Source organism: Wolbachia endosymbiont (group B) of Ennomos erosarius, from assembly GCF_964026905.1.
Classification (GTDB): Bacteria; Pseudomonadota; Alphaproteobacteria; order Rickettsiales; family Anaplasmataceae; genus Wolbachia.
Map to the genome: position 1 here is coordinate 1021067 of NZ_OZ034708.1, position 21059 is coordinate 1042125.

Annotated in this window: 23 protein-coding genes, 1 tRNA gene and 2 pseudogenes; 17 read left to right on the forward strand and 9 right to left on the reverse strand. The window is 34.9% G+C overall.

Translation table 11 applies throughout. From position 1 onward, the window contains the following. Positions 1-67 precede the first annotated feature (67 nt). Both coaE and AAGD95_RS05380 read left to right on the forward strand, forming a co-directional pair. Positions 68-628: a dephospho-CoA kinase gene (coaE, locus tag AAGD95_RS05375; RefSeq protein WP_341818396.1), complete on the forward strand. Its 561-nt coding sequence runs from the start codon at positions 68-70 to the stop codon at positions 626-628. 74 nt (positions 629-702) lie between these two features. Then, positions 703-1553, forward strand: a pseudogene (locus AAGD95_RS05380) (IS982 family transposase). A 76-nt stretch (positions 1554-1629) separates the two neighbouring features. Here the strand turns inward: AAGD95_RS05380 and AAGD95_RS05385 are convergent. Together AAGD95_RS05385 and AAGD95_RS05390 are read right to left on the reverse strand one after the other, a co-directional pair. Beyond that, positions 1630-2808, reverse strand: coding sequence for a ribonuclease D (locus tag AAGD95_RS05385; protein ID WP_341818847.1), 1179 nt, complete (start codon positions 2806-2808; stop codon positions 1630-1632). 218 nt (positions 2809-3026) lie between these two features. Beyond that, positions 3027-3152 carry a hypothetical protein gene (locus AAGD95_RS05390; protein WP_341818397.1) on the reverse strand — a complete coding sequence of 42 codons (126 nt, stop codon included), beginning with the start codon at positions 3150-3152 and terminating at the stop codon, positions 3027-3029. 15 nt (positions 3153-3167) lie between these two features. Here AAGD95_RS05390 and AAGD95_RS05395 point away from each other — a divergent pair, with 15 nt between their 5' ends. The 7 genes from AAGD95_RS05395 (at position 3168) to AAGD95_RS05425 (ending at position 8270) form a co-directional block, all read left to right on the forward strand. Then, positions 3168-4019, forward strand: coding sequence for an IS982 family transposase (locus AAGD95_RS05395; RefSeq protein ID WP_410542088.1), 852 nt, complete (start codon positions 3168-3170; stop codon positions 4017-4019). Positions 4020-4147: 128 nt separating this feature from the next. Beyond that, positions 4148-4591 (forward strand): PAS domain-containing protein, encoded by a 444-nt coding sequence (locus tag AAGD95_RS05400; protein ID WP_341818848.1) that lies wholly within the window; start codon positions 4148-4150, stop codon positions 4589-4591. A gap of 98 nt (positions 4592-4689) precedes the next feature. Beyond that, positions 4690-4896 carry a 50S ribosomal protein L35 gene (rpmI, locus tag AAGD95_RS05405; protein ID WP_341818398.1) on the forward strand — a complete coding sequence of 69 codons (207 nt, stop codon included), beginning with the start codon at positions 4690-4692 and terminating at the stop codon, positions 4894-4896. Positions 4897-4916: 20 nt separating this feature from the next. After that, on the forward strand, positions 4917-5282 hold the full coding sequence (gene rplT / locus AAGD95_RS05410; protein WP_015589254.1) for a 50S ribosomal protein L20: 366 nt from the start codon (positions 4917-4919) through the stop codon (positions 5280-5282). A gap of 12 nt (positions 5283-5294) precedes the next feature. Next, a complete protein-coding gene (gene fmt, locus AAGD95_RS05415) occupies positions 5295-6194 on the forward strand; it encodes a methionyl-tRNA formyltransferase (protein ID WP_341818399.1) in 900 nt (299 codons plus the stop codon). Positions 6195-6281: 87 nt separating this feature from the next. Next, on the forward strand, positions 6282-7802 hold the full coding sequence (gene purH, locus AAGD95_RS05420; RefSeq protein ID WP_341818400.1) for a bifunctional phosphoribosylaminoimidazolecarboxamide formyltransferase/IMP cyclohydrolase: 1521 nt from the start codon (positions 6282-6284) through the stop codon (positions 7800-7802). Positions 7803-8018: 216 nt separating this feature from the next. Then, positions 8019-8270 carry an IS630 transposase-related protein gene (locus AAGD95_RS05425; RefSeq protein ID WP_341818401.1) on the forward strand — a complete coding sequence of 84 codons (252 nt, stop codon included), beginning with the start codon at positions 8019-8021 and terminating at the stop codon, positions 8268-8270. On the opposite strand, the pseudogene AAGD95_RS05430 reads toward AAGD95_RS05425, so the two are convergent. Continuing rightward, positions 8151-8995, reverse strand: a pseudogene (locus AAGD95_RS05430) (IS982 family transposase); the annotation flags it as partial. The gene AAGD95_RS05425 and the pseudogene AAGD95_RS05430 sit on opposite strands and share 120 nt — an antisense overlap. Before the next feature lie 15 nt (positions 8996-9010). Here AAGD95_RS05430 and AAGD95_RS05435 point away from each other — a divergent pair. Then, positions 9011-9151: a hypothetical protein gene (locus AAGD95_RS05435; protein ID WP_341818402.1), complete on the forward strand. Its 141-nt coding sequence runs from the start codon at positions 9011-9013 to the stop codon at positions 9149-9151. Between the two features lie 25 nt (positions 9152-9176). Then, a complete protein-coding gene (locus tag AAGD95_RS06485) occupies positions 9177-9320 on the forward strand; it encodes an IS110 family transposase (protein ID WP_265025857.1) in 144 nt (47 codons plus the stop codon). Positions 9321-9678: 358 nt separating this feature from the next. Here the strand turns inward: AAGD95_RS06485 and AAGD95_RS05440 are convergent, their stop codons facing one another. Beyond that, positions 9679-10743 (reverse strand): 5-(carboxyamino)imidazole ribonucleotide synthase, encoded by a 1065-nt coding sequence (locus AAGD95_RS05440; RefSeq protein ID WP_341818403.1) that lies wholly within the window; start codon positions 10741-10743, stop codon positions 9679-9681. A gap of 99 nt (positions 10744-10842) precedes the next feature. Here AAGD95_RS05440 and apaG point away from each other — a divergent pair, with 99 nt between their 5' ends. After that, positions 10843-11244, forward strand: coding sequence for a Co2+/Mg2+ efflux protein ApaG (gene apaG, locus AAGD95_RS05445; protein ID WP_265026666.1), 402 nt, complete (start codon positions 10843-10845; stop codon positions 11242-11244). A gap of 13 nt (positions 11245-11257) precedes the next feature. On the opposite strand, the gene AAGD95_RS05450 is transcribed toward apaG, so the two are convergent. Then, positions 11258-12856, reverse strand: a complete 1599-nt coding sequence (locus tag AAGD95_RS05450; protein WP_341818404.1) for an iron ABC transporter permease — start codon at positions 12854-12856, stop codon at positions 11258-11260. Positions 12857-12985: 129 nt separating this feature from the next. Between AAGD95_RS05450 and AAGD95_RS05455 the strand changes: the two genes are divergently transcribed. After that, positions 12986-13792 carry a rhodanese-related sulfurtransferase gene (locus AAGD95_RS05455; RefSeq protein WP_341818405.1) on the forward strand — a complete coding sequence of 269 codons (807 nt, stop codon included), beginning with the start codon at positions 12986-12988 and terminating at the stop codon, positions 13790-13792. A gap of 93 nt (positions 13793-13885) precedes the next feature. Here AAGD95_RS05455 and AAGD95_RS05460 read toward each other — a convergent pair whose 3' ends face one another. The 4 genes from AAGD95_RS05460 to AAGD95_RS05475 form a co-directional block, all read right to left on the reverse strand. Then, positions 13886-14737, reverse strand: a complete 852-nt coding sequence (locus tag AAGD95_RS05460; protein WP_410542088.1) for an IS982 family transposase — start codon at positions 14735-14737, stop codon at positions 13886-13888. A 420-nt stretch (positions 14738-15157) separates the two neighbouring features. Further along, on the reverse strand, positions 15158-16969 hold the full coding sequence (gene glmS, locus AAGD95_RS05465) for a glutamine--fructose-6-phosphate transaminase (isomerizing) (RefSeq protein ID WP_341818406.1): 1812 nt from the start codon (positions 16967-16969) through the stop codon (positions 15158-15160). Positions 16970-17001: 32 nt separating this feature from the next. Beyond that, positions 17002-17448 carry a preprotein translocase subunit YajC gene (yajC, locus tag AAGD95_RS05470; RefSeq protein ID WP_265025635.1) on the reverse strand — a complete coding sequence of 149 codons (447 nt, stop codon included), beginning with the start codon at positions 17446-17448 and terminating at the stop codon, positions 17002-17004. A gap of 129 nt (positions 17449-17577) precedes the next feature. Beyond that, a tRNA-Asp gene (locus tag AAGD95_RS05475) sits at positions 17578-17654 on the reverse strand. A gap of 191 nt (positions 17655-17845) precedes the next feature. Here AAGD95_RS05475 and rpsB point away from each other — a divergent pair. Genes rpsB through frr form a run of 4 tightly spaced genes read left to right on the forward strand, consistent with a single transcriptional unit; the run spans position 17846 to position 20854 of the window. Then, positions 17846-18694: a 30S ribosomal protein S2 gene (rpsB, locus tag AAGD95_RS05480; RefSeq protein WP_265035489.1), complete on the forward strand. Its 849-nt coding sequence runs from the start codon at positions 17846-17848 to the stop codon at positions 18692-18694. Then, the gene (tsf, locus tag AAGD95_RS05485; RefSeq protein ID WP_341818407.1) at positions 18675-19535 is read left to right on the forward strand and encodes a translation elongation factor Ts; all 861 of its coding nucleotides are present in this window, start codon (positions 18675-18677) and stop codon (positions 19533-19535) included. Before rpsB ends, tsf begins: the two co-directional genes overlap by 20 nt. Positions 19536-19545: 10 nt before the next feature. Further along, the gene (pyrH, locus tag AAGD95_RS05490; RefSeq protein WP_341818408.1) at positions 19546-20289 is read left to right on the forward strand and encodes a UMP kinase; all 744 of its coding nucleotides are present in this window, start codon (positions 19546-19548) and stop codon (positions 20287-20289) included. A gap of 7 nt (positions 20290-20296) precedes the next feature. Further along, on the forward strand, positions 20297-20854 hold the full coding sequence (gene frr, locus AAGD95_RS05495; protein WP_265025631.1) for a ribosome recycling factor: 558 nt from the start codon (positions 20297-20299) through the stop codon (positions 20852-20854). Positions 20855-21059 lie beyond the last annotated feature (205 nt).

Consider the following 21059-nt stretch of genomic DNA (forward strand, 5'->3'; position numbering starts at 1 on the left):
AATCTAGTTAATATATATAGAGAAACCTTAGCTATAGTTTCGAAAAGAGTCTGATGTATTTTGCTATATGATCATAGGTCTAACAGGGGGAATTGGTGTAGGAAAGAGCTTTGTAGCTAATTGCTTTCAAGAGTTTGGTGCTGCTGTATTTGATGCTGATTCTGTTGTACACCAACTTTATAAAGTGGATAAAAGCATAATAAGCTATGCAGAAAAAAATTTTCCTGGAGTGGTAGTAAATGGTGAAATAGATAGAACAGTACTGTCTAAATATTTCTTAGCCTACGATGAAAATTGGAAACAATTTCAATCTTTGGTTCATGCCGTTGTGCGAAATGAACTAGAACTTTTTATTGCTAAGGAAATAAAGATCGATAGAAAACTTTTAGTTTTAGATGTGCCACTTCTATTAGAAACAAAATTTTATTTATATTGCAACCTTATTGTTTTCGTCCATGCAGATAGCGTTGTGCAAGCTCAAAGACTTAACGAACGCAACATAGATAAAGAAAAGCTAAATTTAATCTCCAATGTTCAGTTATCTATTGAGGAGAAAAGGAAGATGAGTGACTTTATTATCGATACCAGTGTAAGCAAAGAACGCGAATTCTGGATTAAAGGAGAATAGAAAAGGCAAGAAAACAGGGTAAACTCAGCAGTTATAAAAAAACAGATGAGGTTAACCATGGAAGATATAACAAACTGTTTTGTTTGGTCGATGATTTTTGCAGAGATATAGAGAAAAATTTTGCAGGTAAACTACTGCCAAATGGTAAAAAACCCACAAGAACAACGGAAATTGAGCACTCCGAAATCATGACAATAATCCTGCTATATCAACAATCTCCGTGTAAAAATTTCAAAACTTTCTATCTACATTACCTAACGTTGCTCTACAAATCAGAGTTTCCAAAGTTGCCTTCATATACCAGGTTTGTTGCTCTAAAGCCTAGGGTTTTGTGGCATTTAGCAATGTTGTTGCATTGGCTTTGTGGACAGTCAGAAAACACTGGAATTTCATATATAGACACAACTCCCATTGCAGTTTGTCATGCAAAAAGAATATCCAAAACAAAGTTTTTGCTGGAATTGCAAAATTAAGCAAGAGTACTTACGGCTGGTTTTTTGGTTTCAAATTACATATGGTAATCAATGAAAATGGTGAAATTCATTCACTTACGCTAACAAAAGGCAATGTTGATGATAGGATACCTGTGCCAAATCTGACGGAAAAATTAACCGGCCTTTTGTTTGGTGACAAAGGTTATATTGCAAAAGAGCTTTTTCAGAAGCTGTTTGACCGAGGTTTGAAACTTGTTACCAAGGTGAAAAAAGGTATGAAAAATGCATTGATTTCGCTAAATGAGAAGATTTTACTGAGAAAAAGGTCTATCATTGAGACTGTTTTTGGTTACCTAAAAAATAGACTAGAAATTGAACACACTCGCCATAGATCCCCTGTTAATTTTTTGGTTCATATCTTTTCTACTCTCATTTCCTATTCCATCAAATCCAAAAAGCCTTCTATTTCCTATACTTTCTTCCTTCCTTAATCCAGAATTCGCGTAAAGAGTATGTTTTTTCTCAAGTAAAAGATATAGTGGACTCGTTAAATCTCAGCAGTTGATTTCAATTCACAATTTGCTTCACCAAATTACTCCGAATTTTAGTTGTATTATTTGCGGATTTCACTGCTAAAATCTCAAATTTTGAGCTTGTGTTCAAAAATGATTCAACTGACCTGCCAAAAAAATCATATCTCCACCCCTTGAATAGTTTATCTGTCTGCCTAGATATTGACCCAGTTAACTCATCTTTTGAAGAAACTAATTTCCTTGATATGTTACTTTCTTTACATTTACTATCTAAAATAATTGAGAGTATATCGAATACAGATTTGTCATAATTATTCGGGAAGGTGTTGTTTTGCTGCATCCAATTTCTCTCATTTTCATTAAAAATATTCACAAACTCTAGTAAATCTGCATCTCTTATATTTTTTGCATTCCTCTTGAGATCATCTAAAATCTCATCAACATGCTCTACATTTTTTTCAATAAAACCAGCTATTACAGCATTATTAATTACTTTATTACGATTCATATTATAGCGCTGTGCTAAGGTCTCTTGCCACTCACTAACTGCTTTAACAGTTAGTATCAATCTTGGATTTACTTCATAATTAAATTTAATCCTCTTCCATGCATCTTTTGGATTATGTAAATACTTATTTATATCAACTATTGATTCCATCTCTTCTTGAAACCAACCCATCCTATTATTTTCTTCAAGTTTATCGCACAATATTTGGTATAGGCCATATAGGTGTATCACGTCGTTTACTGCATAATCTAACTGATTCTCGGATAACGGCCTTCTTAACCAGTCTGAATTTTTAGCTTTAATTTTATCCAGTGCTATTCCTTGATATTGCTCCACTACTTTTGAGTAACCAATAAAGTCATGATAATAATGACAAAACATAGCGGCAACTTGGGTATCAAAAATGGGAGTGGGAATACATTTAAACACAGTGAGTAAGGATTCTATATCCTGCCGGCAGCTATGAAACACTTTGGTTATCCCCTGATTTAGCATTATTTTCTTAATGAATGATAAATCAATTTCTGGCACTAATGCGTCTACAATAAAACTCTTCTCTCCGCAAGAAATTTGAATTAACGATAATTTTGGGTAGTAGATTAAATTATTTCTAATGAACTCCGTGTCAACTGCTATAAATTTCGGCTTTTTTGCTATCAACCCCTCACATATGTCCTCCAGCTCCGACGTTGTATTAATTAACATATGTTTTTTATTCAGTGGTTCTACTTTACCACTTACATTAAATTTTTGCAATTAGTGACTTCTTGCAAAACTTTCTATCACTCATTGGTGTCATCCAAGTAGCGTGACTACTTGGATCCAGAAAACTCAATTAGAAACGAGTACACTAGGTAGTTGTATAATAAGAACTAGATACAAGTGTCACGCACTGGAGTGATACCGTGGACTGTGCATAAGCGTCAAGTTAAGGGAATATTGGCAAATAAGCAATGCTTAAAACGCGAATTCTGGATTAAAGGAGAATAGAAAAGGCAAGAAAACAGGGTAAACTCAGCAGTTATAAAAAAACAGATGAGGTTAACCATGGAAGATATAACAAACTGTTTTGTTTGGTCGATGATTTTTGCAGAGATATAGAGAAAAATTTTGCAGGTAAACTACTGCCAAATGGTAAAAAACCCACAAGAACAACGGAAATTGAACACTCCGAAATCATGACAATAATCCTGCTATATCAACAATCTCCGTGTAAAAATTTCAAAACTTTCTATCTACATTACCTAACGTTGCTCTACAAATCAGAGTTTCCAAAGTTGCCTTCATATACCAGGTTTGTTGCTCTAAAGCCTAGGGTTTTGTGGCATTTAGCAATGTTGTTGCATTGGCTTTGTGGACAGTCAGAAAACACTGGAATTTCATATATAGACACAACTCCCATTGCAGTTTGTCATGCAAAAAGAATATCCAAAAACAAAGTTTTTGCTGGAATTGCAAAATTAAGCAAGAGTACTTACGGCTGGTTTTTTGGTTTCAAATTACATATGGTAATCAATGAAAATGGTGAAATTCATTCACTTACGCTAACAAAAGGCAATGTTGATGATAGGATACCTGTGCCAAATCTGACGGAAAAATTAACCGGCCTTTTGTTTGGTGACAAAGGTTATATTGCAAAAGAGCTTTTTCAGAAGCTGTTTGACCGAGGTTTGAAACTTGTTACCAAGGTGAAAAAAGGTATGAAAAATGCATTGATTTCGCTAAATGAGAAGATTTTACTGAGAAAAAGGTCTATCATTGAGACTGTTTTTGGTTACCTAAAAAATAGACTAGAAATTGAACACACTCGCCATAGATCCCCTGTTAATTTTTTGGTTCATATCTTTTCTACTCTCATTTCCTATTCCATCAAATCCAAAAAGCCTTCTATTTCCTATACTTTCTTCCTTCCTTAATCCAGAATTCGCGTTATAAACAGGAATCGGTACGAGAACTTCTAGTGATATGCACCTTGTGGTAAGAAAAAATCAATACATTCACGATAAATTTACCTCATATCTGTGTTTTATATGTGGAAATTGGAATGGAAATTTATGTAGGCAAAGAAAAAAGAATAGCAAATGTGGTGACTCAACACTGGAGTGACATAAAAGGATCAGACAGAGATTGGCCAGAAAGGCACGAAATAGACACTGCAGAAATAATGGAGTCATGGCAGCATTGTTTTATCATTGAAGTCAAGGATCAAGGTTATATTTGTGAAAATGCAGGAGAAAAGGCTGTTGAATTCTATGGTTTTGAGAAAAAGACGCGCATTGATAATAAGTATGCAATTGATGCACCATTTCTGCGACTATATAAAATAGATGCAGTCATTGATAAACTTGATACTGTAATAGAGAGTAAATGCCCAATCAATGAAGAGGAAGAAAGTGAAAGTGTTAAAATGAGGCAAGTATTGTTGCCACTTGGGAATAAAGAAGGTATAACACATATATTGGGCGTAATTACATTTAAGCTCCTTTAATATACAATTTTAATTTGATTCTTTAATAAAATTATTTATACTACTACTTAATTACTATTAAAGAACTCAATAGTAGTATTTGTAAATTTATTTGGAATATGAAGAAAATAAAATTAAAAACCAAATCCTCTGCCAAAAAGCGCTTTCACCTTACAGCTAAGGGTAAAGTCATTTCTACTCAGTCAGGCAAAAGGCATGGCATGGTAAAGAGAAGTAAATCTAATATTCGTAATCAGCGCGGTACAACGATTCTTGGTAAATCTGACTCGCGTATAGTTAAGCTTTATATGCCTTATGGTATTTAACAAAATGGAGGTAAAATAAAATGGCTCGGGTAAAACGTGGAGTCACTACTCACGCTCGTCATAAGAAAATATTGAAACTGGCAAAGGGTTATAGAGGGCGCGCAAAAAGTTGTTATAGAATTGCATTACAAAGAGTTGAAAAAGCACTGCAATATGCTTATAGAGACAGAAGAAATCGTAAACGTGATTTTCGTGGTTTATGGATAATACGTATTAATGCAGCAGTAAGAGAGCATGGGCTTACTTATGGTAGGTTTATGCATGGTCTTACACTTGCCGGCATTGATTTAAATAGAAAGATTCTTGCTGAGATGGCCGTTAATTATAAGGATGATTTTGCCAAATTAGTAGAAGCTGTAAGTGGTAAATTAGCAGAGAATTCTTAAAGCAAAGACACCATGAGAATTATTTTCATGGGGTCACCAGAATTCGCTGTTAGTACGCTAAACTTACTATTGAAATCACAGAATAAAATAGTAGCAGTATACACCAAGGCTCCAAAACCTTCAGGGCGTGGACAGAAGCCAACGAAATCTCCAGTACATGTTATCGCTGAAGAAAGTAACATAGAGGTATGTACTCCTATCTCTCTAAAGTTTTCGGCAGAGCAAGAAAAATTTAGAAATTTCAAACCAGACGTTGCAGTTGTAGCCGCGTATGGGTTGATACTTCCAAGAGAAATTTTGAATATTCCAAAATATGGTTGTATTAATATTCATCCTTCATTATTACCAAGGTGGCGTGGTGCAGCTCCGATACAGCACACAATTTTAGCAGGAGATCAAGAAACCGGGGTTAGCATTATGCAATTGGATGAAGGATTAGATTCCGGCCCTATTTTAAAACAGGAAAAATTTCTTATCGAAAAGAACGATAATTACAAGACATTGCACGATAAATTGTCTGAATTAGGCAGTGATTTACTGCTGGAAGTGCTAAACGAAATTGAAAAACAGGTTCCCTTAAAACAGAACGATAATGATGCATGTTACACTGACAAAGTGGAAGACTATAAAATTTATGCAAGTGATGCTTGTGAAGTTGCTTATAGAAAGGTTAAAGCATTTTACCCAAAAGCGTTCATCAAGATAGAGAATAAACGTATCAGGATACTTGATGCTGACTTTGAAGCTCTCGCTCCAGAACAAGGTAAGATCGTTAATGATAATATGCACATAAGTTTAAAAGGTGGCACTTTAATTCCTAAAGTTGTACAAATGGAAGGGAGAAATCCTTGCAGTATTGAAGATTTTATTCGTGGCTTGAAATCAAGCATGGTAAAAAAATTTATAGAATAGACTACTTCAAAGAAGAGCTTAGTGTAGAAATGTAATAGCTAAATTTCCTTTTCTTAGATATAATCCTATAAAACTTTCTGTACAAAAATGAAAATACAAAGAGCTTTAATATCAGTATACGATAAAACGAATATAATTGATCTTGCATCGTTTTTAACGCAGCAACAAATAGAAATTCTTTCAACGGGAAATACTTATAAAGTGCTATCTAGTGCAGGAATAAAAACACAAGAGGTCTCAGATTACACACAATTTCCAGAGATACTGGGTGGTAGAGTGAAAACTTTACACCCTAAAATTCATGGAGGAATACTTTGTGATCGAGAAAAGCACAAAATGGAAATGCAAAATCTAGGTGTTGAGCCAATAGACCTGCTTATAACTAACCTATACCCATTTTGGGAGACAGTAAGTAGCGGCTCAAATGAAGAGCAAATCATAGAACAAATTGATATTGGTGGAGTGGCGTTAATCAGAGCTGCAGCAAAAAATTTTCATTTTACTTCAGTCATTTCCAGCATTCAAGACTATGAAGCACTGAAAGCTGAGATGATAGAAAATAACAATAAAACAACATTGGAATATAGAAAACATTTAGCAACCAAAGCATTTGCTCTCACTGCACACTACGATTCTAATATTCACAGTTGGTTTTTATCCCAGAGTAAAAATAATGAGTTACCAGAGTTTTGTGCTCTATACGGGCATAAAGCACAAGTATTAAGGTATGGTGAAAATCCCCATCAAAAAGCTGCATTTTATAGTAATCAATTTACAAAATATCCGTTGGAAAAAATACATGGAAAAGAGCTGAGTTATAATAACATAGTAGATATAGAATCCGCACTTAACATAATTTCTGAGTTTAAAGAGCCTGCAGCAGTGATAATCAAGCACAATAACCCATGTGGCGTTGCTGTTGGTGATAATGCTTTGGAGGCATATGAAAAAGCTCTATCGTGTGATGAAGTAAGCAGTTTTGGCGGAATAGTCGCCTTAAATCGGGAGATAGATTTAAAGCTAGCAGAAAAATTAAACGAGATATTTTTGGAAGTAGTGATAACACCGTCAGTCAGCAATGAGGCACTAAAAATTTTACAAAGAAAGAAAAATTTAAGAGTGATTATTCATAAATCTTTCCAACAAAATGTGAAATACCAAATTAAAAATGTTGTTGGTGGGTTTTTGGTGCAAGAAAATAATAACCACACAATAAAAGCAGAAGAAATGAGCCAAGTAACAGAGTACACTGCAACAGACAAAGAAAAAAAAGATCTTATTTTTGCCTGGAAAATATGTAAACATGTAAAATCCAACGCAATAGTTATAGCAAAAGACGGTTGTGCTATTGGCATCGGTGCAGGACAAACAAGCAGAATAGATAGTGTTAACATCGCAGTGAAAAAAGCAGGTGAAAAATGTAAAGGTGCGGTGCTTGCTTCAGATGCATTTTTCCCATTCCCAGATAGCATAGTAGAAAGTACAAAACATGGGATTACAGCTATAATTCAGCCAGGTGGCTCGCTAAAAGATCAAGATGTGATAAAAGCTGCAAATGAAAATAAAATTGCTATGTTTTTCACTGGCGTTCGCAGTTTTTTCCATTAGGCTTTGTGTCTTATCCAAACTACACTGCTACAACTATACGAACATCGTCTACCATGCACGCTAACTATGGATTAGAAAAATAGTAAGAGAGGAGGGAAAAAGAGGGTAAACTCCAGTATTTTAGCAAGAAATAGGAGGTTATAGCTTAATGCATAAAGGTAGAGACAAAGGTGTAGAGATATGGTAGAGTAGAAAAAACCAAAAGAGAGGTAATAGATGGCATCACCATATCAATATGAGCTAAGGGAAAGAGTGATTTCAGCAGTGGAATCTGGAATGGCAGTAGTAAAAGTAAAAGAAATCTTCAAAGTAGGTAGGGCAACTATTTACGCGAATTCTGGATTAAGGAAGGAAGAAAGTATAGGAAATAGAAGGCTTTTTGGATTTGATGGAATAGGAAATGAGAGTAGAAAAGATATGAACCAAAAAATTAACAGGGGATCTATGGCGAGTGTGTTCAATTTCTAGTCTATTTTTTAGGTAACCAAAAACAGTCTCAATGATAGACCTTTTTCTCAGTAAAATCTTCTCATTTAGCGAAATCAATGCATTTTTCATACCTTTTTTCACCTTGGTAACAAGTTTCAAACCTCGGTCAAACAGCTTCTGAAAAAGCTCTTTTGCAATATAACCTTTGTCACCAAACAAAAGGCCGGTTAATTTTTCCGTCAGATTTGGCACAGGTATCCTATCATCAACATTGCCTTTTGTTAGCGTAAGTGAATGAATTTCACCATTTTCATTGATTACCATATGTAATTTGAAACCAAAAAACCAGCCGTAAGTACTCTTGCTTAATTTTGCAATTCCAGCAAAAACTTTGTTTTGGATATTCTTTTTGCATGACAAACTGCAATGGGAGTTGTGTCTATATATGAAATTCCAGTGTTTTCTGACTGTCCACAAAGCCAATGCAACAACATTGCTAAATGCCACAAAACCCTAGGCTTTAGAGCAACAAACCTGGTATATGAAGGCAACTTTGGAAACTCTGATTTGTAGAGCAACGTTAGGTAATGTAGATAGAAAGTTTTGAAATTTTTACACGGAGATTGTTGATATAGCAGGATTATTGTCATGATTTCGGAGTGCTCAATTTCCGTTGTTCTTGTGGGTTTTTTACCATTTGGCAGTAGTTTACCTGCAAAATTTTTCTCTATATCTCTGCAAAAATCATCGACCAAACAAAACAGTTTGTTATATCTTCCATGGTTAACCTCATCTGTTTTTTTATAACTGCTGAGTTTACCCTGTTTTCTTGCCTTTTCTATTCTCCTTTAATCCAGAATTCGCGTTATAAAGGTATTGGGTCAAAGACGGCGAGCGTTCTACTGACAGAGGTTTGGTAGATTAGAGAATAGAGAAATTGCATGCTTGGTTGGAGTTGCACCTAAAACTAGCGAAAGTGGAAGAAAAGTTGGCAAAGCTCAAATCAAAGGAGATGCAAGGAAAGCACTATACATGTCAGCTCTTGTTGCTATGCGCCACAACAGAAAAATGAAAGCAGCGTTTGGTTAATTCTGGCAAACCTGCTAAGGTTGCATTAGTTGCTGTCATGAGAAAAATTATCGTTTGTTTAAATGCCATGATAAAAAATAACAATTTTTATCTTGACTCTTAAGACGGTAGATTCCAGTGTCTGGGCACTGGGATGACGGGAGAAGGAGACACTGCCATCATAAAGTGAAATGAGATCCCGCTACGTGTTAGCGGGATGACGGGAAAAGAGGTACTGGGAGACATCCTTCCTGGTGTGCTTAAATAACAATGTTCGTACAAGTTGTGTGTCACGCGCTAGAATGACATCGTTTACTATGTAACATCTCATCATATCACAATGTTCGTACAGTTGTGGCGGTATGACGTAGAAAAACTGTTAACTTAAATCTATATTGACATGTCCCATTTTACGCTTATCTCTAACCTCTTTTTTCCCATATATGGTTAAACTAGCTTTTTCGTTGCTCAAATACTTATGAGAATCATATATATCATTACCTATTATATTTTTTGTCATACAAGGAAAGCGTAATACTACTTCCTGCATAGGTAGCCCGCATATTATCCTAACCAGCTGTTCAAATTGACTAACGTTACATGCATCCAAGCTCCAGTGGCAAGAATTGTGAGGTCTTGGAGCTAGTTCATTAACTAACAATTCGTTATCCTTAGTAATAAAAAATTCAATAGCCAGAATTCCTATTACATCAAGCGCATTTGCTATTTTCTTTGCAGCTCGTTGTACCTCTTGAGTTAATTTACTATCTATTTTAGCTGGCACTGTTGAAGTATCAAGTATTCCATCAACGTGGTAATTTTCTGCTATAGGAAAAAAAGCTACTTTACCGTTTTTATCTCTTGCAACGACTATTGAAACCTCTTTCAGTAAATCAACACTTGCTTCAAGAATGTACTCTGTATTCCAATCAAAGGAAGCAAATTGCTTCACTTCAGAATCATTCTCAAGCACATATTGCCCTTTTCCATCATAACCCATTTCTGTTGTTTTCAGCCTTGTTGGATAGCCAAAAGCTCTACTGCTTTTCAGTAGCTCATTATAATTTTGTATACTTTTGTATTCAGCAGTTTTTATACTCAAGCTTCTAATGAAATCTTTCTCTCTAAGCCTATTTTGCGCAATGTGTAACGCTTTTTTACCCGGATAAAAATTTACATCGATATCAATTGCACTACATGGAATATTTTCAGACTCAATAGTGACCAAATCCACACTCTGTGCAAAAGATTCAAGCGCTTTCTTATCAGAGAAATCTGCTATTGTGAAATCATCAGTAACAGAGCAAGCCGGATCGTCTTTAGCACTGGCAAAGACATGTGTTTTTTGTCCAAGTTTTGTTGCAGCGATAGCGGCCATTTTACCCAATTGTCCACCACCTATTATTCCTATTACTTTTTTGCTCAGCGCATCTGGTTCATTCATACTATAAATTGATATTTCCTAATTAAAGTATACTTGAAAAATCTATGAAAAAAGTATATAATTAAAATACCATCTTTTTATCATGAATATTCTATAATGATTCTAGAATACACACTAACTACCAACTTTGTTGAAGTTACAGTTTTACCAATTTACATTGAAGAGCAATCCATTCCTTATGAAAATTGCTATGTATGGATGTATAACGTTAAGATAAAAAACAAAAGCCAATCAACTATTCAATTGTTAAGTCGTCATTGGCAAATAATAGATTATAAGGGAAAAGTAAATGAAATTGCCGGAGTTGGTGTTATCGGAGAACAACCTGTGATAAAATCTGGAGAGGTATTCAAATACACAAGTGGAGCATACTTAAATGCACCGTCAGGAATAATGCAGGGTAAGTATGAATTTCTGAATGAAGAAAGCATAAAAATTTTTGAGGTTATGATACCACCCTTTTCTTTGGATAGTCCATACGTCAACACTAGACCCCATTAACTATCAAAATAGTTTATTTTTTATCCTTATCATCAAGTGTAAATAAGGTTATTGTAGAGATTAAGCCTATTATAACTATTATTAACGAAAATGGGGCAGCTTCTCTATAGCGCTCATCGCTTACAAGTTCATATATTCTAGTTGATATAGTTTCAAAATTAAATGGTCTTATAATGAGTGTTGCTGTGAGCTCTTTGATAGTATCCATAAATACGAGCAAAAATCCCGATAATATACTCTTCTTGATGAGAGGGATATGAACATTCAAACATGTGGAAATAGGCCCATGACCGATGGTATATGCAGTCCACTCAATTTCATTTGGTGTTTTTTTGAGCCCTGACTCTACCGCCTTGAAAGATATAGCAAAAAAACGAAATAAATATGAGTAAACTAATGCGCCAATAGTTCCTACTAAGCTAATTTCCACAATATATTGAGTAATGAAAGAGGATATTCTGCTTAAAAATATTATTATACTAATTGCGATAATTGCATTTGGAATCCCATAGCCCAGGGAAATGAGACGCGCTATATTGTTGATTACCTTATTTTTACGCGCCGTATATCCAATCATTATTGCAATGCTAATTGAGATTAATGCGGTGATAAATGATAAACTAACGCTATTTGCTATTATGTTATAAAATCTTGCTTCGTATATGAAAAACCCCTTCTCTATGCTCCAATATATGAGCGGAATCATTGGCAAAATAAAACCTATTAATATCGGCAATACACACATAAGATAAGCAAAGATCAACGGTATAGCGGCACTTATACTCCGTTTATTGTGATAATCTGAATTGGTATTGATTGAAGAGTAGGATATTCCTTTTTTTTGTAGTTTTTTTTCGATAGCTATTAGTGTTGCAACGAAAATCAATTCTGCAACTGCTAAAACAGTAGTTGAATATTTGTCATGCAGTAAAAACCAGGTGCGATATATTCCTGTCGTGAAAGTATCAATAGCAAGAAACTGTGGTGTGCCGAAATCCGTAATTACTTCCATTAGTACCAAGGATAACCCAGCTATAATTGATGGGCGTATGGAGGGTATAATGACAAAAAGTAAGCTCCTTAATGAGGAAAAACCAAGTGTTGATGCAATAGTGACTGAGTTACTAACATTCTTTAGACTTGAGCGGACTAACATATAAACGTATGGATATAGGCTAAATCCCATCACTAATATTCCACCACCTAGAGATTTTATTTCAGGAAACCAATAGTCACCTTTGCTCCAATCTAAAATGTCTCTTAATGAGCTTTGCACCGGACCTGAAAACTCTAGCGTATTTACATAGACGAACGCTACTATATATCCAGGAATCGATATCGGAAAGAATAAAGCAATCTCAAAAATTTTACTTCCAGGGAATGAAAAAAATGTGGTGAGCCAAGCTGGAATTACTCCAAATACAAAAGATATTCCCCCCACTCCTATCATCAAAATTAACGTACTCAGTATATATTCAGGAAAAAGTGTGCTGATTACCCATCCGGAATTCGCTGTATCTGTAAATAGAATTGATATTAATGATAATATTGGGCAGACAAATAATATACTTACTAGAAATAAGAATATATTTTTAAATACTCTTAAAAACATTAATTTGAATCTATATTTAATATTAAAATGTTATATGTAAAAACTGAAGATATCCAGTAATTAACAGCCGATCTATTGAATATCTTGATAATCTCATATATTATATTTTAAGTTTATAGATTAGTAACCATGAGCTTCATCATTGCAACTTTCTATCATTTTGTAGAACTTTCTAATTATTATGACATGAAAGACGAAATAAAAACTGCATGCGACAACGTTGAATTAAAGGGCACTATACTCCTTGCAGAAGAGGGTGTTAATGCAACAATATCTGGTAAAAGAAACGCGATTGATGAAATATTTGATTTTCTACATTCTGATTATAGGCTGAAAGATCTTACATGGAAAGAGAGTGCAGCAAAATATCAACCATTTAGCAAGATGAAGGTAAAATTAAAAAGAGAGATTGTGAATCTTGGTGTAAGCAATCTTGATATTTCCCTTAAGGGTAAATATGTTGATCCAGAGCATTGGGATGATTTTACTTCTCAACCTGACGTTTTAGTAATAGATACACGAAATGAGTATGAAGTGAAATTAGGCAAGTTTAAAAATGCAATTAATCCACATACACAATGTTTCCGTGAGTTTCCTCAGTGGGCAGAGTCATTTTCTGAGAGTAAAGACCTGAAAGTGGCTATGTACTGCACTGGTGGAATTAGATGTGAAAAATCAACAGCATATATGAAAAGTCTTGGATTTAACGATGTGTACCACCTGAAAGGCGGCATTCTTTCTTACCTTGAAAAAACTTATAATAAAAATGGTAATTGGGAAGGTGAGTGTTTTGTTTTTGATGATAGAATTGCTGTTGATAACTCACTTACTCCAAGCAACACAATAAAATGCATATTCTGCTCAAATCAAGTTTCAACTGATAAACTGAAGTCAGTTCCACGTGGCCAAGTGGTTTGTTTCAACTGTAAACTTTAGTGTTATAGCTATAATAAATAAAACATCATGCCGCTGCAGTTGTATGCACGTTGTGATTTGAGAGCAACCTCTACCAGAAACGCGAATTCTGGATTAAGGAAGGAAGAAAGTATAGGAAATAGAAGGCTTTTTGGATTTGATGGAATAGGAAATGAGAGTAGAAAAGATATGAACCAAAAAATTAACAGGGGATCTATGGCGAGTGTGTTCAATTTCTAGTCTATTTTTTAGGTAACCAAAAACAGTCTCAATGATAGACCTTTTTCTCAGTAAAATCTTCTCATTTAGCGAAATCAATGCATTTTTCATACCTTTTTTCACCTTGGTAACAAGTTTCAAACCTCGGTCAAACAGCTTCTGAAAAAGCTCTTTTGCAATATAACCTTTGTCACCAAACAAAAGGCCGGTTAATTTTTCCGTCAGATTTGGCACAGGTATCCTATCATCAACATTGCCTTTTGTTAGCGTAAGTGAATGAATTTCACCATTTTCATTGATTACCATATGTAATTTGAAACCAAAAAACCAGCCGTAAGTACTCTTGCTTAATTTTGCAATTCCAGCAAAAACTTTGTTTTTGGATATTCTTTTTGCATGACAAACTGCAATGGGAGTTGTGTCTATATATGAAATTCCAGTGTTTTCTGACTGTCCACAAAGCCAATGCAACAACATTGCTAAATGCCACAAAACCCTAGGCTTTAGAGCAACAAACCTGGTATATGAAGGCAACTTTGGAAACTCTGATTTGTAGAGCAACGTTAGGTAATGTAGATAGAAAGTTTTGAAATTTTTACACGGAGATTGTTGATATAGCAGGATTATTGTCATGATTTCGGAGTGCTCAATTTCCGTTGTTCTTGTGGGTTTTTTACCATTTGGCAGTAGTTTACCTGCAAAATTTTTCTCTATATCTCTGCAAAAATCATCGACCAAACAAAACAGTTTGTTATATCTTCCATGGTTAACCTCATCTGTTTTTTTATAACTGCTGAGTTTACCCTGTTTTCTTGCCTTTTCTATTCTCCTTTAATCCAGAATTCGCGTTTTAATCCAGAATTCGCGTTATAGAGAGAAAAATAGCAAAGTTATACCAATTCTCATTATTAGTGAATCAAATAAGAGGGATTGCAGAGTTTTTTAATTATGGAGTGAGAAAGAGAGGCAATGGTATGGTTTTTTTCCATTCTTGTCTATCCGTTTGTTGTGCAGTGGGAATTGGTATTAGCTGAACGGACACTATTGTTATACTATATCTTATATACAATTGTACAATATGGATGATGGCAGTAAATTTACTAGTGAAATTCAGTGACTTATAGTTAATAATTAAAGTTCTTAATTAGAAGTTTAACTTTAAATGGACTACTCAACCGTGACAGACTTAGCTAAATTTCTCGGACAATCCACGTCTAACCCTTTTTTTGCTGCAGTAAAGTAAGCAAGGAATTGCATAGCAACACTGTAGATGATTGGAGAGATAAAATTATCAGCGTCTGGAAGTTGCACCACATCTATGCAAACTTCCCTTAGGAATGGCGCTCCTTGCTTATCACTGAAGGCAATTACTTTGCCTTTTCTTGCAATAATCTCTTGTATATTAGATAGCGTTTTAAAGAATAAACTATCATAAGGGATAATTGCTATAACAAGCACAGTAGAGTCTATTAAAGCAATAGAACCGTGCTTCATTTCTCCCGCTGCAATACCAATTGTATTGATGTATGAAAGCTCTTTTATCTTCAATGCACCTTCCATTGCAACTCCGTATGAACTTCCTCTGCCAATTAAAATAACGTTATTGTGCTCTAATATACTACCTGATATATGTTGTATTTTCATCACATTTAAAACATGCTCAACATACTCGGGAATAGAGTTAATAGCGTTGCTTAGCTGTTTTATTCTCTCTCCACCCAGTACACCTTTTATTTTTCCAAGCTCCACGGCAAAGCATGCTAAAGTTGCAAGTTGCGCAGAAAAGGTTTTTGTTGAAGCAACACCAATTTCTGGCCCAGCAAGAGTATGTAACACAATATCTGAGATCTTTTCGATGCTGCTGCTAAATGTGTTAGTTATACTAATGATTGTTTGCTTCTGTGATTTCGCATAACGCAGCGCTTCTATGGTATCTGCAGTTTCGCCAGATTGGGAGATGAATAACCCAATACTGCCTTCTTCCAGCTTGACGTTGCTATACCTAAATTCTGATGAGATTTCTAGATATACTCGAACTTGAGCAATACTTTCCAGCCAATACTTCGCTATTAGCCCAGCAAAATAAGATGATCCGCATCCAACTATAGTAATGTGATTCAGTTCAGAGAAGAGTTTTTTGTTGACCTCTTTATATTGCTTGTAAAATTGATTTATTGTTTTGTTTAATGCACGCGGTTGCTCAAAAATCTCTTTTAACATGAAGCTAGGGTAACCATTTTTGCTAATTAGAAAATCACTTGGACTACTATTTTCTATACTGCGTTTAACTTGTGTACCATTGTTGTATATACTAACTCCACTAGATTTTATCGCTGCAATGTCATCATCTTCTAAATGCGATATTCTTTCCACAAATGCACTTAAAGCATTAGAGTCAGATGCAGCAAACACTGTGTTACAGTTATAGCCTATTGCTAAAGGCAAATTTCTCTTCGCAACAAATAAGGCGTCTGGATATTCTGCAAATAATAAGACCAAGGCAAATGAGCCATGTAAGTTGTTTAAACACTTAAATAGAGAATCAACTGGCGACAATCCTTCATCAAGATATAAGGTTAGCATATTTGGTATGATCTCTGTGTCAGTGTCAGTATGGAATGACATTCCCCTTTCTTCTAGACCCTTTTTTAGCAGATTGTAATTCTCAATTATGCCATTATGAGCAACAACAACATTATTTGTACGAATGGGATGAGCATTTTTAAGGCCTGGGACTCCATGTGTAGCCCAGCGAGTATGTGCTATACCAACTGTACTGTGAGACATCTTGCTGTCATCAACAACTTCACATAACCTTTCGACTTTACCTTCTGATTTTTTTACTTCTATCTTACCTTCGTTATTTATGATTGCTATACCTGAGGAATCATATCCCCTATATTCCAATTTTTGCAACCCAGTTAGTAAAGTTGGTATTACTGAATCACCGCTACTTACTACACCAAATATTCCGCACACAAATGGATCACCAAATGAACTTTCTTTTAAAGTTATGCAGCATTTTTGCCTTTATCATCTTTTCCCTTTTTACTTTCCTCTGGTGGTTGATTTTTATTCTTTTTATCACTCTTTTCGATTTTGCCTTTTTCAATTGGTTTAGCTGCTACTTTCTGAGCTTCTTTGTTTAAAACTTCAGATATAGCGGACTTTAGGACTTTTATCTCAACTTTTGGTGCTATTTCTATTATAAATTGTGCATTTGCTCCATCAACTTTGTTAACTTCACCTATTATCCCGCCAGAAGTAACGACTGTATCACCACGCTTTATTTGATCTATAATTTTTCTATGTTCTTTTAGTTTTTTTTGTTGTGGGCGAATTATAAGAAAATAAATTACTGCAGATATTAAAATCAATGGAATAAAACTAGTAAAAGATGCGCCGATACTTGATGCATTGTTAGTTGCATCTGCTGCAAAAACTTCAGAAATGAACATATTTAATCCTAATTGTTAATGATAAAAATAAACCTATTTAAGTATTAATTACAATACCATGCCATGTCAAGTTTGATGAAAGCGTTTCTCAATACCGGTTGCGGATTTTAGGTCATGCTAAAACTAATATGGCGGGAGTGATGAGACTTGAACTCACGACCTCATGCGTGACAGGCATGCGCTCTAACCAACTGAGCTACACCCCCCTAATTTCTTTTTAGCGTTTTCGAGCTTCGACTTTAAAGCTAATAAACATGTTGCCCTTTGTCAATATTTTTTGTTTGCACTTTGCTGTCTTTTCTATTACTATGTAAATAATTTAATTTCACACATGGCTTGTACAAGTAGTCCCATTAGGGTTATGCCATGGAAGATAAACTATTTGGAGGAATGATATATGACAAATTTGCCTGAAGTCACTGTACGTGATTTAGCCGAATCTGGTGTACATTTTGGTCACAAAATTAGTCGCTGGAACGCAAAAATGGCTCCATACATATATGGAGTGCATCAAGAAAATCGTATACATATAATTGACTTGCGAAAAACATTACCATTGCTACAGGTGGCCATGAAGGCTTTATATGACGTTGCATCTCAAGGTGGTCGCATTCTATTTGTTGGTACAAAGTTTCAAGCTTTTGATATTATTGCAAGTGAAGCGATTCGTTGTGGTCAATATTATGTGAATCATCGATGGCTCGGTGGTATGCTTACTAATTGGGGCACTGTTTCTTCTTCGATAAAAACCTTGATGCAATATGAGAAAATATTAAATGATGAAGATAGCATTTTAACAAAGAAAGAATTGGGGAACATTGAAAAGAAAAAGCAAAAGCTTGATAAGGTGTTAGGCGGTATTAGAGAAATGGGAGCAATTCCTGATATATTATTCATCATTGATACTAATAAAGAGCATATAGCGGTTAAGGAAGCTAAGAAGTTAGGAATTCCAATAGTTGCAATACTTGATACTAATTCTGATCCAGATGGTATTACTTATCTAATACCTGGAAATGATGACTCAAGAAAATCAATAGAGCTCTATTGTAAATTAGCTACCGACTCTATATTAGCTGGAATAGAGTCTAGTCTAGCAAGATCTGGAGTTAAGATTGATGATATAAGGGGTGATGAGTTTATTCAAGAAAAAGAAGATGGTATTGTGCAAACTAAAAGGAGACGTAGTAAAGTTTACAAAGAAGAAGAAAGGGAGGTAGTAACAAATGAAGATGAATCCAGATGATATAAGAGAATTACGTGATAGAACAGGGCTTGGCTTAAGTGACTGTAAAAAAGCATTAGAAGAATGTGATGGTGACATTAAGAAAGCCGTTAATAAGTTACGTACAATAGGGCTTGCTAAAGCTGACAAAAAATCTGATAGAGTAGCTTCAGATGGGCTCGTTGCTATGTGTTTGACTGAAAATTATGGTGCATTGGTTGAACTCAATTGCGAAACAGATTTTGTTGCAAGAAATGAGAAATTTATAGAGTTAGTTTCAAATTTAGCATCAATTGCTCATCAAGAACGCTGTACTAGCGTTGATGAGTTAAAAAATGCCAAGTATGAAAGCATTGGCACAGTGAAGGAAGCTATTATGAATGGTACATCAGTTCTTGGTGAGAAGCTAGAGTTAAGCAAGCTTTGTTACTTAGAAGCTAAGGATGGAGTTATTGCTGGCTACGTACATGGTGATGTGTGTGGCTTAGGTAAGATTGGTGCTTTAATTGCATTGCAATCATCTGGTGATGAGGCGAAGCTACAAGAGATTGGGAAACAAATAGCTATGCATGTAGTTGCTATGAAGCCTGAAGCTTTGTCTATAGATGATTTAGATCAAATGAAGTTGAAAAATGAACGTTCTATAATTGAAGAGCAAGTAAGGAGCTTAAATAAACCTGAAGAAGTAGCAAAAAAAATAGTAGATGGACGAATGGCTAAGTACTATGAAGAAGTTGTTTTGCTAGAACAAAAGTTCATAAAGGATGATAAAATGAAGGTTTCTGATTTTATAAAATCAAGCGAGGTGAGTGCTATTAAATTATCTAATTACAAGTTACTTGTTTTGGGTGGTGCAAACTAAATGGTAAAAAATGTTTCCCTCAACAAATGAAAAAAGCGAAATAAAATATTCCAGGGTGTTATTTAAAATCTCTGGTGAGGCTTTGATGGGATCAAAGCAATTTGGTCACGATATGGAGACTATAGGTGAGTTATCTAAAGGCATAGTTGAAGTTTGTAATCTTGGAGTTCAGGTATGTATTGTTGTTGGTGGTGGTAATGTCTTTCGTGGTACATCTGCGTCTTTAAGTGGTTGTGAAAGAGCAAGCAGTGATTATATTGGAATGCTTGCAACTATAATCAATGCTTTAATTTTACAAAACTTTTTAGAAAAAAATTTAGTAGCTTCTAGGGTATTATCTGCAATACCCATGGCCACTGTATGCGAACCTTACATCAGAAGGAAAGCTATTCGTCATTTAGAAAAAGGTAGAGTGGTAATTTTTGCAGCAGGCACAGGCAATCCATTTTTTACTACAGATACAGCTGCAGCTTTACGTGCTGTTGAAATGAATTGTGATGTTATTCTAAAGGGTACGCAAGTAAATGGTGTATACTCCGCTGATCCGAAAAAAAATGAGGATGCTGTAATGTATGATAGGCTTTCTTACACGGATTTATTGACTCGTGATTTAAAAGTTATGGATGCATCAGCAATTTCACTTGCTCGTGAGAATTCTATTCCAATTATAGTTTTTTCTTTGAAGGGAGAAAAAATAGTCAATATTATTAAGGGTCAAGGTACTTATACTATAGTTTCAGATTGTAAACATTAGGTAATTTATGTTAAATGAAATAAAAGCTAAAACAAAAGAAAGAATGCTAAAAACTATTCAGTCCTTTCATGATGATATTAAAGGCGTACGCACTGGTAGAGCTAGCGCATCGTTGCTTGATGGTATAGTTGTAAATATCTATGGTGGACATCAAAAGTTAAATCAGGTTGCAGGCGTTTCGGTTATAGATAACAAAACCCTATCAATTAAAGTTTGGGATATTAATGTTGTAGGTGAAGTGAAAAATGCTATATTAAATGCCAACTTGAATTTAAATCCTGTTGTTGAGGGCAATACCATACGTATAGCTCTTCCGGACTTAACACAAGAAACCCGTGAAAAATTAGTGAAGCTATTACACCAATTTGCTGAAAATGCACGAATTGCAATTCGGAATATACGCAGGGATATAATAGAAGAATTAAAAAATATGGAAAAAAATAAAGAAATTTCGGAAGATGATTACCATAACCTTCACGATGAAGTACAAAAAATTACTAATGATAATATAAAAAAGATTGATGGTGAATTGTCCATCAAAGAAAAGGATATATTGCATCACTAAGGTAATATGAAAGAAGCCTTCAGTAGTGAAAAAGAAAAAATTACATGCAAGGGTGCCATGGAGGTAGTCGACACACAGCTGTATGAACGTTGCAATATTGCACAGTATTATACAGTAAATGATGTCATTCCAGTGCCCTCTTTTTTGTCATCCCAGTGCCTTTTTTCCCTGTCATCCCAGTGCGTGACACTGGGATGGCTTTGTT

What these genes read in the sequence shown, in the direction of transcription:
- coaE (WP_341818396.1), top strand. Translation starts at nt 68, where the DNA reads ATGATCATAGGTCTAACAGGGGGAATTGGTGTAGGAAAGAGCTTTGTA.
- AAGD95_RS05385 (WP_341818847.1), bottom strand. Translation starts at nt 2,808, where the DNA reads ATGTTAATTAATACAACGTCGGAGCTGGAGGACATATGTGAGGGGTTG.
- AAGD95_RS05390 (WP_341818397.1), bottom strand. Translation starts at nt 3,152, where the DNA reads ATGGTTAACCTCATCTGTTTTTTTATAACTGCTGAGTTTACCCTGTTT.
- AAGD95_RS05400 (WP_341818848.1), top strand. Translation starts at nt 4,148, where the DNA reads ATGGAAATTTATGTAGGCAAAGAAAAAAGAATAGCAAATGTGGTGACT.
- rpmI (WP_341818398.1), top strand. Translation starts at nt 4,690, where the DNA reads ATGAAGAAAATAAAATTAAAAACCAAATCCTCTGCCAAAAAGCGCTTT.
- rplT (WP_015589254.1), top strand. Translation starts at nt 4,917, where the DNA reads ATGGCTCGGGTAAAACGTGGAGTCACTACTCACGCTCGTCATAAGAAA.
- fmt (WP_341818399.1), top strand. Translation starts at nt 5,295, where the DNA reads ATGAGAATTATTTTCATGGGGTCACCAGAATTCGCTGTTAGTACGCTA.
- purH (WP_341818400.1), top strand. Translation starts at nt 6,282, where the DNA reads ATGAAAATACAAAGAGCTTTAATATCAGTATACGATAAAACGAATATA.
- AAGD95_RS05425 (WP_341818401.1), top strand. Translation starts at nt 8,019, where the DNA reads ATGGCATCACCATATCAATATGAGCTAAGGGAAAGAGTGATTTCAGCA.
- AAGD95_RS05435 (WP_341818402.1), top strand. Translation starts at nt 9,011, where the DNA reads ATGGTTAACCTCATCTGTTTTTTTATAACTGCTGAGTTTACCCTGTTT.
- AAGD95_RS05440 (WP_341818403.1), bottom strand. Translation starts at nt 10,743, where the DNA reads ATGAATGAACCAGATGCGCTGAGCAAAAAAGTAATAGGAATAATAGGT.
- AAGD95_RS05450 (WP_341818404.1), bottom strand. Translation starts at nt 12,856, where the DNA reads ATGTTTTTAAGAGTATTTAAAAATATATTCTTATTTCTAGTAAGTATA.
- AAGD95_RS05455 (WP_341818405.1), top strand. Translation starts at nt 12,986, where the DNA reads ATGAGCTTCATCATTGCAACTTTCTATCATTTTGTAGAACTTTCTAAT.
- yajC (WP_265025635.1), bottom strand. Translation starts at nt 17,448, where the DNA reads ATGTTCATTTCTGAAGTTTTTGCAGCAGATGCAACTAACAATGCATCA.
- rpsB (WP_265035489.1), top strand. Translation starts at nt 17,846, where the DNA reads ATGACAAATTTGCCTGAAGTCACTGTACGTGATTTAGCCGAATCTGGT.
- tsf (WP_341818407.1), top strand. Translation starts at nt 18,675, where the DNA reads ATGAAGATGAATCCAGATGATATAAGAGAATTACGTGATAGAACAGGG.
- pyrH (WP_341818408.1), top strand. Translation starts at nt 19,546, where the DNA reads ATGTTTCCCTCAACAAATGAAAAAAGCGAAATAAAATATTCCAGGGTG.
- frr (WP_265025631.1), top strand. Translation starts at nt 20,297, where the DNA reads ATGTTAAATGAAATAAAAGCTAAAACAAAAGAAAGAATGCTAAAAACT.